At 42.5% G+C, this 13,019-nt stretch carries 12 protein-coding genes; 10 read left to right on the forward strand and 2 right to left on the reverse strand.

The genetic code is table 11. The features are described 5' to 3' along the window. Positions 1 to 80 precede the first annotated feature (80 nt). From ACIQXQ_RS14610 to ACIQXQ_RS14620, 3 genes are all read left to right on the forward strand, one after another. Entirely contained in the window at positions 81 to 725 is a 645-nt protein-coding gene (locus ACIQXQ_RS14610) for a helix-hairpin-helix domain-containing protein (protein WP_402958379.1), read from the forward strand. Between the two features lie 83 nt (positions 726 to 808). Beyond that, positions 809 to 1,366: a ComE operon protein 2 gene (locus ACIQXQ_RS14615; RefSeq protein WP_402958381.1), complete on the forward strand. Its 558-nt coding sequence runs from the start codon at positions 809 to 811 to the stop codon at positions 1,364 to 1,366. A gap of 21 nt (positions 1,367 to 1,387) precedes the next feature. Continuing rightward, on the forward strand, positions 1,388 to 3,694 hold the full coding sequence (locus ACIQXQ_RS14620; RefSeq protein WP_402958383.1) for a DNA internalization-related competence protein ComEC/Rec2: 2,307 nt from the start codon (positions 1,388 to 1,390) through the stop codon (positions 3,692 to 3,694). A gap of 68 nt (positions 3,695 to 3,762) precedes the next feature. On the opposite strand, the gene ACIQXQ_RS14625 is transcribed toward ACIQXQ_RS14620, so the two are convergent. Continuing rightward, entirely contained in the window at positions 3,763 to 3,897 is a 135-nt protein-coding gene (locus ACIQXQ_RS14625; RefSeq protein WP_402869625.1) for a YqzM family protein, read from the reverse strand. Positions 3,898 to 4,221: 324 nt separating this feature from the next. Between ACIQXQ_RS14625 and holA the strand changes: the two genes are divergently transcribed. Then, entirely contained in the window at positions 4,222 to 5,235 is a 1,014-nt protein-coding gene (gene holA, locus ACIQXQ_RS14630) for a DNA polymerase III subunit delta (protein ID WP_402958385.1), read from the forward strand. An 82-nt stretch (positions 5,236 to 5,317) separates the two neighbouring features. Here the strand turns inward: holA and rpsT are convergent, their stop codons facing one another. Next, positions 5,318 to 5,584 carry a 30S ribosomal protein S20 gene (gene rpsT / locus ACIQXQ_RS14635; protein WP_402869621.1) on the reverse strand — a complete coding sequence of 89 codons (267 nt, stop codon included), beginning with the start codon at positions 5,582 to 5,584 and terminating at the stop codon, positions 5,318 to 5,320. Between the two features lie 271 nt (positions 5,585 to 5,855). Between rpsT and gpr the strand changes: the two genes are divergently transcribed. The 6 genes from gpr (at position 5,856) to hrcA (ending at position 13,006) form a co-directional block, all read left to right on the forward strand. Further along, positions 5,856 to 6,974 (forward strand): GPR endopeptidase, encoded by a 1,119-nt coding sequence (gpr, locus tag ACIQXQ_RS14640; RefSeq protein WP_402869619.1) that lies wholly within the window; start codon positions 5,856 to 5,858, stop codon positions 6,972 to 6,974. 85 nt (positions 6,975 to 7,059) lie between these two features. Beyond that, positions 7,060 to 8,262 (forward strand): stage II sporulation protein P, encoded by a 1,203-nt coding sequence (gene spoIIP / locus ACIQXQ_RS14645; RefSeq protein WP_402958387.1) that lies wholly within the window; start codon positions 7,060 to 7,062, stop codon positions 8,260 to 8,262. Between the two features lie 19 nt (positions 8,263 to 8,281). After that, complete coding sequence (locus ACIQXQ_RS14650; protein ID WP_402958389.1) at positions 8,282 to 8,605, forward strand: YqxA family protein; 324 nt, start codon at positions 8,282 to 8,284, stop codon at positions 8,603 to 8,605. A gap of 177 nt (positions 8,606 to 8,782) precedes the next feature. After that, entirely contained in the window at positions 8,783 to 10,618 is a 1,836-nt protein-coding gene (gene lepA / locus ACIQXQ_RS14655) for a translation elongation factor 4 (RefSeq protein ID WP_402869612.1), read from the forward strand. An 82-nt stretch (positions 10,619 to 10,700) separates the two neighbouring features. Beyond that, on the forward strand, positions 10,701 to 11,852 hold the full coding sequence (gene hemW, locus ACIQXQ_RS14660) for a radical SAM family heme chaperone HemW (protein WP_402958391.1): 1,152 nt from the start codon (positions 10,701 to 10,703) through the stop codon (positions 11,850 to 11,852). 125 nt (positions 11,853 to 11,977) lie between these two features. Then, positions 11,978 to 13,006, forward strand: coding sequence for a heat-inducible transcriptional repressor HrcA (gene hrcA / locus ACIQXQ_RS14665; protein WP_402869608.1), 1,029 nt, complete (start codon positions 11,978 to 11,980; stop codon positions 13,004 to 13,006). Positions 13,007 to 13,019: the final 13 nt, after the last annotated feature.

Consider the following 13,019-nt stretch of genomic DNA (forward strand, 5'->3'; position numbering starts at 1 on the left):
TTCTCAATAAACACTATGGCCGTTTACCCTGTCCTATGACAATGGAATGATGAAATGATACGGAAGGAGCTCAATTAATTATGGAGGCAATCCTCAAAAAGAAACTAACAGTGGTAGCCGTTGCCATCGTTATTGTGGTAATAGGTTTTTATCTTTTTTTTCAACCAGAAGACGAAACGGCTGGCACAGAAGATATCTTTGCCGCTTCCGCAAACGAAGAGATGGAAGAAGAAACGAAGCCAGAAGCCGAATCGGAACCCAGAATTATGAAAGTCGATGTGAAGGGGGCCGTCCGGGCTCCTGGTGTATTTACGGCACAAGCTGGCGATAGGGTAATTGACTTGATTACCGAAGCAGGAAGTTTCACGGATAAGGCTGATATGGATAAAGTAAACCTGGCACAGCTTGTGGAGGACCAAATGGTCATTTACGTACCGAAGATAGGCGAAGAAGATGTAGAGGGTCCTGCGAATGTTGCTGCCGCTCCAACTGGTTCCATGGCTTCTGAAGGGGCATCTAGTAGTACGGGAGGTCAAGTGAACTTGAATGCAGCCACACAAGCGGACTTAGAAACGCTTTCTGGAATCGGTCCGTCAAAAGCCACAGCCATCCTTGAATATAGGGAGACAATCGGGAAATTCAAGCAGGTGGAGGATTTAAAAAACGTTTCTGGTATCGGGGATAAAACGTTTGAAAAGTTAAAGGATTCGATTACGGTTCAATAAATAATGAGAATGGGTACACAAAAGGACGGGAAGAAGGTAAAATTGAAGAAAGAAATTTACTGAGTCAAAGGGGACGACAACACATGAATCGGATTAGCTGGGATCAATATTTCATGGCTCAAAGCCATTTGTTAGCGTTAAGAAGCACGTGTACTCGTCTAACTGTGGGGGCAACTATTGTGCGGGATAACCGGATTATTGCGGGTGGGTATAACGGCTCGATTGCGGGTGGCACCCATTGTATCGATGATGGCTGTTATGTCATCGATAATCATTGTGTCAGAACGATTCATGCTGAAATGAACGCGCTTTTACAATGTGCCAAATTTGGCGTGCCGACAGCGGGAGCAGAAATTTATGTGACGCATTTTCCGTGTTTACAATGCTGTAAATCGCTGATACAGGCCGGGATCAAGGCTGTTTACTATGCAGAGGATTACAAAAACCATCCTTATGCTATTGAATTGTTCGAACAGGCCGGAGTTAAGATGGAAAAGGTTGAAGCAAAAGGGGCCATCGACGTGAATGGCAAAGAGAAGCAGGACTTTGTTTTATCTTTGTTAAGTCAACTGGAACAAAACGGTCTTGGAAAAGAGGTAGTTTTGGACCTGGAAAAGCAGGCCAAGCGGTTATTTGATTAGTAAATGAAAAGGAGGGCGGGCATGACCAGACACCTTCTTTTCTTAGCGGTTTCTGCCACATTGGGCGTTACGGCCCATTCGAATTTAAGCATGAAGCTTTTAATCTGCATTTTGTTTTTCTTATGTTTTCTTTTTTACTGGAGCGGTGGAAAGTGGAAGGTCCTCATCCTTCATATTGTCATCATGGGGATCTTTATAAGCTCCGCTTCCATAACCGAAATTCGAAACAAGTCCATATATGATGGATCGGAAATTCACTTCCTCGTAACATTTACTTCCCAGCCAAAACTCGATGGGAATTTGCTAAAAGGGTTCGTCACAAGTGAACAAGGCGAACAACTCCTCTTACGATATACTATCGCTTCCGAACAAGAAAAGGAAGGTTTAAATCAGCACTTGCGCACGGGAATATCCTGTCCGATACAGGGTAGTTTGCAGGTCCCTGAGCCACACCGTAATGAAAACGGCTTCGATTACCAGCAGTATCTTTCCCGTCAGAACACCCACTGGATAGTAAAAGCCGATTCGATCTCTTTTTCAAAATGTAAAATGTCAAAGGCTTCTCTTGTCGTCTCGATTCGCAATTTTCGGATGAAAGGGATTTCCTACATCAAAAAACACTTTCCTAAAGAATCGAGTGGCTTTGTCACAGCCCTGATTTTTGGAGATCAGAGTGAAATCGATGAAGAGGACCTTACCAATTACCAGCGGCTTGGTTTGGTGCATCTTTTGGCAATTTCGGGGCTTCATGTAAGCCTGTTAACGGGCATGTTATTTTATTTGGGAATTCGTATCGGCATCACCCGCGAAAGAATGATAATCCTCATCCTGGTCTTTTTGCCGATGTATACACTATTATCCGGCGGAAGTCCTTCTGTCATGCGTTCCTGTTTGATGGCCATGTTGTTCTTTATCCTGATGCTCTTTAAAAAAAGGCTTTCAGCGAGTGTCACGATTGGCGTCATTTATCTGGTTTTGTTATTTCTTCAGCCAAACATGCTTTATAACATTGGCTTTCAGCTGTCCTTCGCTGTCACATTTTCCATCATCATGTCCTCGGGCATCTTCTTGCACTATCCCCAAAAGATCATGCAGCTCCTCATCATTAGCACAAGCTGTCAATTGGCGGCCCTCCCGATATTGCTTTTCCACTTTTACGAAGTTTCCCTCCTGGGTGTCCTGTTGAATGTCTTGTATGTACCTCTTTATTCCGTGATATTGCTTCCATTTTCATTAATAACGGTCGTTGTGAATCTTTTAGTGCCAGCTCTCGGCCACCCACTCATAACACTCCTTAATGTGACCTTCACGCTCTGCAATCGTGCCGCCGACTTGGCTTCTGATTTTCCCCTGGCCTCGGTCTCGTTTGGTAAACCAGGCTTTATCATGCTATTGTTCCTACTTGTATCGATTTTGGGCTTGTTTGTGAATTGGGAGACTTCTTTTCGCGCAAGTAAAACTTGGTGGGGGATGTTCATTTTACTTTTACTTCTTCAATTCAATATTCAAAAGCTATCTCCCTTCGGTGAAGTGCAGATCATTGATATTGGCCAGGGTGACTCGATTTTGATTACCCTGCCGTTTAACGCCGGGAATTATTTAATTGATACAGGGGGGCAAATCGCATTTCCACTGGAGGAATGGAAGAAGAAGCGTAAGACCTATAATACAGCAGAGGATACCATAATCCCGCTATTGAAAAGTAAAGGAATCCATCATTTGGACAAGCTGATTTTAACGCATGCGGATGCCGATCATATGGGAAGTGCAAAAAAGTTGATCGAGAATTTCAAGGTGGAGGAAGTAATTATTGGTAGCTGGGGCGAGGAGCAATATCGGGATAAAGACTTTATCCCTGTAGCCCGAGACAAGGGCATAAGAATCAAGATGGTGAAAAGAGGCGACTCTTGGAGCGTTGCGGATGCTAAATTTTATGTGTTGAATCCCCACAAGAAGGAAGAAAATACGAATGAGGCCTCCGTTGTTTTGTATGCCGAGATTGGTGGGCTTTCCTGGGTTTTCACGGGTGATATGGGTGAACCGGGGGAAATGGAGCTCATCGATGCATTTCCACAACTACGGGCAGATATTTTGAAGGTGGGCCACCATGGAAGTAAAACATCTTCTTCGATCCCCTTCCTAGAGCAAATTCAACCTAAAGCTGCCATCATTTCCGTAGGAAAGGAGAATAGATATGGCCATCCACACGGCCAGGTGTTGGAGTCGATGAAAGCAAATAAAATCATGGTGTTCAGGACGGACGAAGATGGAGCCGTCATTTACAAATATACTAAAAAGGGAGGAACCTTTCGGAAGATTCTTCCATAGTATGTAGAAATCCAAAAGAAAGAGACTGCATCAGCAGCCTCCTTCAGGGAAAAATAAGTGCATGAAAATTAGGATCCTACTGCTTTAACGACGACAGCAATGGTGAACATGGCAGCGAAAAATACAAATGAAGCGATGAATCCGATTGCGGAATCAGCGACGTCATCAGTCTTCGATTGGACATTCTTTTCGAATTCGTTCATTGTTTACCCCTCCTATTTCTGCTAATAGTATAAAACATTACCAAAAAAAAATCCACAGGTCACATTCTTCATTTCCTTTACTGACAAGAGTTGTCACAAATAGTTTGCTTAATTGAGGTCAAAATAAAAGTACAAACAAAGCAAGCACGTAATTGTTCTACATGAATGGTTATCGTTTTCAAGGAAGTTTTCCTAGGGCCTTTCTTGAGAGCGTTCATATAGATCCGGAACTAGACCTTAGGGGCTAGTTCCCTTTATAGCTTGTCAAATGGTTCCTCCCACTATACCATTAGAGAAGAATACATAAAAAAGAGGCGGATTCTATTGGTATTAGACGTTTGGAAGAATATAAAAAAAGGGCAATTCGCTCCCGTATATTTGGTATATGGAACAGAAGCCTATTTAATTAATGAAACGAAGCAACTCTTGATAGAGCATGTCCTTCATGAAGATGAAATGGATTTTAACTTTTCTCAATTTGATTTAGAGGAGACACCGGTCGAAACGGCTCTTGAAGACGTGGAGACCCTCCCTTTCATTGGGGAAAGGCGTCTTGTTTTCATGCAGAACCCATTTTTCCTGACAGCGGAAAAATCAAAGTCCAAGGTGGAACATAATGTGAAAAGATTAGAAGCCTACCTCTCGGACCCTGTTCCTTATTCCATTGTGGTCTTGACGGCCCCTTACGAGAAGCTGGACGAGCGGAAAAAAATCACCAAGGAACTGAAGCGTAAGGCCGTCCTCATTGAGGCGAAGAAGCTGGGCGACCGTGAGCTTAAGGTATGGGTCAAAGAACGGGTCGCAGAATATCAGGTGCAGATCGATGATCAAGCCACGGAACTCCTTTTGGAGCTTGCGGGTACAAACTTGATGATGCTGACGAACGAACTGGATAAAATGGCATTGTATGTAGAAGATGAGAAGCGGATATCGACGGAAGTTGTCGAAAAGTTAGTGGCTAAATCGCTTGAACAGAATATCTTTACCCTGGTTGATTCGGTCTTGCAACGAAAAATGGAAAGTGCCATGACCATTCTCCATGATCTACTTCGGCAAAATGAAGAGCCCATTAAGATTTTGAGTGTGATGGCTGGACAAGTGAGGCTCATGTATCAAGTGAAGGAACTATCTCGACAAGGGTATAGTCAGCAAAAAATCGCGGGACAATTGAGGGTGCATCCATACAGGGTGAAACTGGCCCTTGAAAAGACAGGGAAATTTCAGGTGAAAGAGCTGCTTAGCATTATAGATGACTTGGCTGAGGCGGATTATCGGATGAAAACTGGTCAGGCTGATAAAGCAATCACTTTAGAATTACTACTACTGAAATTCAGATGAAGGCTTAAAGGGGAGGGGATGGAATGATTCTTTCCCCTTTTTGGGCATAAAAAAAACGACCCGGAAGGTCGTTTCGTTTTCATTAAGCGTTAAGAGCGTTAAGTCTTTTCGCTAAACGAGATTTTTTACGGGCTGCCGCATTTTTATGGATTAATCCTTTAGATGCAGCTTTGTCTAATTTTACAGCAGCTGTTAAAAGAGCTTCTTTAGCAGCTTCAACGTTTTCTCCAGCTAAAGCAACTTCAGCGTTTTTCACTGTAGTACGCATAGTAGATCGAACTGTAATGTTATGAACGCGTTTTGTGTCGTTAGTTTTCACACGTTTAATAGCAGATTTAATGTTTGGCATTCCGTTCACCTCCTACAAAGAAATCGAGATTATATGAACTCGACTTTTCAAATCCATATCAAATAGCACAAATGATATTCTATCAGACTGCTTAAGATTATGCAATACTCCAGATTGAGAATCGAAAAGTAATTATAATTTCTGAAATTAATTCATCTCGTCATAATGTATTGTACCAAAAAAATGAATAATACAAAAGCTAAAATGAAAGAATGTTTAAGAGAGATGATTAAAATACTAGATTTGACTCATATAAACAGCAGGAGGCGCTATGGTGAAACATTTGGACCTAAGTAATTATAGTATTCGGACAGATCTGGCAATTGAAGCGAAAGAAATTGCCCTTGAAATGAAAGGTGTCGTCGAAGAGAAGGATGTCTCCCATATTGAAGGTGTGATCATTAAAGAAAAAGAAGTGGATGATTTGAAGATTTCCCTAGTTGAGGTCACGGCGGAAGGGGAAAAGGAGATTGGCAAGAAAGAGGGGAGTTATCTAACGATAGAGGTCCAAGGGATCCGCCAACAGGATACGGATACACAGCAACGGGTGGAAAAGGTATTCGCCAACGAGTTAGCGTATTTTTTGAAAAGGAACAAGCTCACAAAGGAAAGCGGTTGCTTAGTCGTTGGTCTGGGTAACTGGAATGTCACCCCTGATGCACTCGGACCGGCTGTCATCGAAAACTTGGTCGTTACGAGACATTTATTCGAGCTGCAGCCGGAGTCGGTAAAGGAAGGATATCGTCCGGTCAGTGCAATTTCTCCCGGGGTGATGGGAATCACGGGGATCGAGACGAGTGACATCATCAAAGGCGTCATTGAAAAAAGCAAGCCGGATTTCCTTATCATTGTAGATGCCTTGGCGGCCCGTTCCATTGACCGGGTGAATTCAACCATTCAAATAACGGATACGGGCATCCATCCCGGTTCAGGGGTAGGGAACAAACGCAAAGAATTGAGCCAGGAAACATTAGGCGTCCCTGTTATCGCCATTGGGATCCCTACTGTCGTCGATGCCGTATCGATCACGAGCGACACAATCGATTATATCCTGAAGCATTTTGGCAAGGAACTGAAAGAAGGAGGTCGGCCTTCACGCGCCTTGGCCCCCGCTGGATTCAGCTTCGGAAAAAGGAAAAAGCTAAAAGATGAGGATATGCCAGGCGAGAAGGAACGGGAAACTTTCTTGGGAATGGTCGGTGTGCTTCCGGATGAAGAGAAGCGTAAATTGATTTATGAAGTGCTCTCGCCACTAGGTCATAATTTAATGGTTACACCAAAGGAAGTCGATGTATTCATTGAAGATATGGCCAATCTGATAGCCAACGGTTTGAATGCGGCGTTACATGAATCAATCAATCAAGGTAATGCAGGCTTCTACACCCGCTAAACGGCATTAGTGCCCAAAAATGGTGTTCTACCCTCTCTAGCAAAGTCATAAGTATTAGTAGACAAGCTATAGAGAGGGTGGACGGATGAAAAGGAGAAAATCTCCAGGTATTATTACAGCTATTCACGGATCAACGATTGTAAAAACGTTTCTAGGTATCCTAGCCTTGCTTCTTTTTGTTTTTTCCGTCAGCGGGGTCATGACTTCATTACGGCCGGAATATCGCATTACCTCGAATTCCGTACATACTGTCGCTAACCAATTTTCAGGTAAAATGCTATTTTCGATGCTGGCCAATGAAAACCATTACTTCTTCAGTGCCTTGCCTGAAGGAAAAGAACAATCGATTGTCATGGAGCAGTTAGTAAAGCTTTCGACCAACATCTCAATGGAGGATCCCCGTAGTTTGCTAGGTCGGGAATTACCAGGGTTCTCGATTTTTGATAACGAGATCCTTGTCGCAGGTGAAGGAACGAACTATACGAATATGCCGTATGAATCTCCACCACCTTTAGAGGTGATGAATGATGAAAGAGATGCATCTCTGCAAAATCTGGATGAAATAGAAGAACCTGATAAGAAGACAACGCCCAATCAACCCAAGCAAACGACCAATGGCCGCAAGGTGGTAGAAATATATCATAGCCATAATCGGGAGTCGTACCTGCCTTATCTAAAGGGTGTCACCGACCCAGATCTTGCGTATCATTCTGAAATCAATATTACAAAACTCGGAACACGGATGACCGCCGATCTCGCGGATAAAGGTATAGGAGCCTCTCTAAATAAAACGGATGTGATGGGGAACTTGAATAGCAAGGGCTTGAATTTTGCAAAAGCGTACCAGGAATCACGTAAAACCGTTCAGACGGCAATGGCGAATAATAAGGATATAGAATATCTCATCGATATCCATCGTGATTCCAAAAGGAAAAAACATACGACGATCACCATTAATGGCAAACAATACGCCAAGATAGCTTTTGTTGTGGGAGGGGACAACCCGAATTATGAAAAAAATGCGGCACTTGCCAATAAAATGCATAAAGCGTTAGAAAAAAAATACCCTGGTATCTCGCGTGGGGTCATGAAACAGGGAGGGGCAAGAAATAATGGAGTTTACAATCAAGATTTGACGGGTAATGCAATGCTTTTGGAAATTGGAGGCGTCGATAATACATTCGAGGAAATGTATTTAACGGTCGACGCATTCACTGATGTGTTCAGCGAATTGTATTGGGATGCTAAGGCTGTGGATGGCATCAAGGGAGAATCGGAAGCAAAGTAATTTGGAAGGAGCCTCTATCATGGTTCGATTTTGGTTGAAATGCACGGGCGTTTTACTTATTTTGTTTTTAGGTGTACTTATCGGGATGCAGCAGGCAAACGACGGCATGAAAAAAATGAAAGGGTATGAAGACCCCGCTTTAAATAGTGCTTTCACCATTAACCAATCGGAGCACGGAGAAATGGAAGCGGATATCCTTGGGCAAAAAGTGACGAGTCATGATATAGAGACGAAAAAAGAAAAGCTGGAGGAAATGAAAGCTTATAATTTTTTCTCCTCCCTTGGCAAGAGTCTGGGTGAAACCGTATCAGCAGCTTTTAACGCACTCTTTAATATGATTTAGTAGTAGGATAAGCCGGTAGAAAGTTCTAGAAAAAGGCTCCATTCAAATTGAATGCAGCCTTTTTTGCTATCTCCTTCTACATAATGGACTGTCCTTGTAACTATTCTGTTGAATCTTGCATTTTCTATTGATATAATGAAAAATAGTGTATTGTGTCGACTATTGGGAGTGAACGTTATGAATAGAGAAGAGAAATTAAAAAGACAATCAAAGATTCGTAACTTTTCCATCATCGCTCATATTGATCATGGTAAATCAACATTGGCGGATCGTATCATAGAAAAGACGAACGCCATGACTCAACGTGAAATGAAGAGTCAATTGTTAGATTCTATGGACTTAGAGCGTGAGCGTGGAATTACGATTAAATTGAATGCGATTCAATTGAAATATAAGGCGAAAGATGGCGAAGAATATATCTTCCATCTTATCGATACACCGGGGCACGTAGATTTCACTTACGAGGTTTCACGAAGCCTTGCTGCGTGTGAAGGTGCAGTCCTTGTCGTGGATGCTGCTCAAGGCATCGAGGCCCAGACGCTTGCCAATGTTTATTTAGCATTGGACAATAACCTGGAAATTTTACCTGTCATCAATAAGATTGACTTGCCAAGTGCCGACCCTGAGCGGGTCCGTGGTGAAATCGAGGATGTAATCGGTCTTGATGCATCTGATGCCGTTTTATGCTCGGCTAAAGCTGGAATTGGAATTGAGGATATTTTAGAACAGGTCGTAGAATTGGTTCCGGCACCTCAGGGTGATCCGGACGGACCGTTTAAAGCACTTATTTTTGACTCCGTATTTGATGCTTATCGCGGTGTAGTAGCTTACATCCGGGTTGTTGAGGGTTCTATAAAAGTGGGCGATAAAATCAAGATGATGTCCACTGGTAAGGAATTTGATGTGACCGAATTGGGCGTCTTCAATCCGAAAGTCCAAATGCTTGATGAACTGACAGTGGGGGATGTAGGTTTCCTGACCGCAGCCATTAAGAATGTCAGTGATACGACTGTAGGGGATACGATTACGAGTGCCAATAATCCCGCGACAGAAGCCTTGCCTGGTTACCGGAAGATGAATCCGATGGTTTATTGCGGTTTATACCCGATTGATGCATCTAAATTCAATGATTTACGTGATGCTTTAGAAAAACTGGAGTTGAATGATTCAGCGTTGCAATTCGAGGCAGAGTCTTCTCAAGCGTTAGGATTTGGTTTCCGTTGTGGCTTCCTTGGCCTTCTTCATATGGAAATCATTCAAGAACGTATCGAGCGTGAATTCAAAATTGATTTAATCACGACAGCACCAAGTGTTATATATGACGTTATCCTTACAGATGGAACGTCCATAAAGGTGGATAATCCATCCAATATGCCGGATCCACAAAAAATCGAAAACGTCGAAGAACCTTATGTTAAGGCGACCATGATGGCACCAACAGAATTTACGGGAACCATCATGGAAATCTGCCAAAACAAACGTGGGAATTTCATCGATATGGAATACGTGGATGAAACTCGCGTAAGTATCCATTATGAGATTCCGTTGTCAGAAATCGTCTATGATTTCTTTGATCAATTGAAATCCAATACAAGAGGGTATGCTTCATTCGATTATGAGTTAATCGGATATAAGCCATCCAAACTTGTCAAAATGGATATCTTGTTGAATGGCGAAACGGTCGATGCATTAAGTTTCATCGTCCATAAGGACTTTGCTTATGAACGTGGAAAAATCATCGTTGAAAAATTGAAGAAATTGATTCCAAGACAGCAATTCGAAGTGCCGATCCAAGCGGCTATCGGACAAAAAATCGTGGCCCGTTCTTCCATTAGTGCCATGCGTAAAAACGTATTGGCTAAATGTTACGGTGGCGATATTTCCCGTAAACGTAAATTGCTTGAAAAACAAAAACAAGGTAAAAAGCGGATGAAACAAGTGGGTTCCGTTGAAGTGCCACAAGAAGCCTTCATGGCTGTCCTGAAAATGGATGATACGACTCCAAAAAAATAAATGATAGTAGAAAAAAGAGGGTAGACAGGATCTAGCCTCTTTTTCTATCGGTCCATTCGATTAAATAAAGGTTGTGAACTTAATGATTAAAAGTGCTTACCTGCATATCCCGTTTTGTGAACATATTTGCCACTATTGTGATTTTAATAAAGTTTTCTTACAAGGGCAGCCCGTTGATGAATATTTACGGATGATGAAAAGGGAAATGGAAATGCAACTTGCTAAATATCCGACAACGGAACTGGATACGGTCTTTGTTGGTGGGGGAACACCTACCTCGCTTGACGAAGAGCAGCTATCCTTCCTTTGTGAGGCCATCAATGAGACCCTCCCTTTCGATGCCAAACAGGCTGAGTATACGTTTGAAGCCAATCCCGGGGACCTTTCGAGAGAAAAGCTTGAAATCCTCTTTCAAGCAGGCGTGAATAGGCTAAGTTTTGGGGTACAAAGCTTTAATGACGAATTATTGAAGCGCATCGGCCGAACACATCGGGCATCCGAGGTGTATGAAACCATTCAGTTGGCTCAGGATGTGGGCTTCACCAATATTACGATTGACTTGATTTATGGATTACCGGGGCAAACTATGGAAGATTTCGAGGATACACTCGCGAAAGCCCTTGCGCTGCAACTTCCTCACTATTCCAGTTATTCCTTGATCGTCGAACCAAAGACGGTCTTTTACAACCAAATGCGTAAAGGTACATTGAATCTCCCTCCACAGGAACTAGAGGCTTCCATGTATGAGCGGCTGATGGAAGAGATGGAGAGGCATGGAATGCATCAATATGAAATCAGTAATTTTGCTCGGCCTGGTTTTGAAAGTAAGCATAACCTGACATACTGGGACAATAAAGAGTATTATGGCATCGGTGCTGGAGCTCATGGATATACGGGTGGCAAAAGAGTGGCCAATCATGGTCCGGTAAAAAAATACATCACTCCTTTGCTAAAAGGTGAATTGCCTGTTTTAGATGAACATCCTGTGCCGCTCTATGAAAAAATGGAAGAAGAGATGTTTTTGGGGCTTCGGAAAACAAAAGGCGTCTCCCTAGAAACATACAAAAGTAAATTTTCTGTAGAAATGAAGGAGATTTTCGGGGAATCGCTCGAAGAACAAATGAAAAAGGGGTTACTCACGATTGAGGACGGGTTCGTAAGCCTGACTGAGCGTGGCAAATTGCTTGGTAATGAAGTGTTTCAATCGTTTTTGGGAGTGGTTAATACGGATTGATGGAAATCTCTTGTCCTATAAACGGTAATTTAGCGGTTTTCATTATTGACATCATCAGCTTCATTTGATAATTTATTAGTATATTAGCACTCAGGAAGTTAGAGTGCTAACAGAGGTGATCATACATGCTAACTGATCGTCAATTATTGATTCTGCAAGTGATAATCGAGGATTTTATCCATTCAGCCCAGCCTGTCGGGTCGCGAAGCTTGTCGAAGAAAGATGAAATTACGTTCAGCTCGGCCACTATTCGCAATGAAATGTCTGATCTTGAAGAATTGGGTTTTTTAGAAAAAACTCATACATCTTCAGGAAGGGTTCCTTCTGAAAAAGGGTATAGATATTATGTGGATCATTTACTTTCTCCTCAAGCTCCAAAAAAGAATGAAATGAAATTGTTGAAATCCGTGTTCGTGGAGCGCATTTATGAACTGGAAAAGATTGTCCAAAAGTCAGCTAAGATACTCTCTGAATTGACGAATTACACGGCAATCGTTCTTGGCCCCAAAGTCAATGAACATAAGCTGAAAAAGATTCAAATCATTCCATTGAGTCCTGAAACGGCAATTGCGATCATCATCACTGACACAGGCCATGTTGAAAATCGAATGATTTCCCTGCCTCCTTCTTTCGATATCAATGAAATCGAGAAGGTAGTCAATATTTTAAATGCCCGGTTAGTGGATGTACCGCTTGTCGAGCTGAAGGATAAGATCTATAAGGAAGTGGCGGTCTTATTGAGCCATCACATCCATAATTATGGATCGGTCGTTTCCGTTCTTGCGGACACCCTCACGGATACGAAACCGGAAAAAATATTTTTCGGTGGTAAAACGAATATCTTGAGGCAGCCTGAGTTCCATGACATTGCAAAAGTCAGCACACTTTTATCCATGATCGAACAGGAACAAGGATTTTATGATCTCATTACGAAAAACCCATCTGGCATTCATGTCAAGATTGGCCGTGAAAATCAAAATACCGTCCTTGAAGATTGTAGTTTGATTACCGCGACGTATTCAATCGGACAGGAACAAGTGGGCACCTTGGCAATATTGGGTCCAACTCGAATGGAATATTCGAGAGTAATCAGTCTCCTTTCTTTTTTCTCGAAGGATTTAACGACGTTGATGACAAAGCTGTATCAAAAATAGGAGCAAAGGTAAT

Origin of the sequence: Peribacillus sp. NPDC097198 (assembly GCF_044762055.1) — a bacterium.
Classification (GTDB): domain Bacteria; phylum Bacillota; class Bacilli; order Bacillales; family DSM-1321; genus Peribacillus.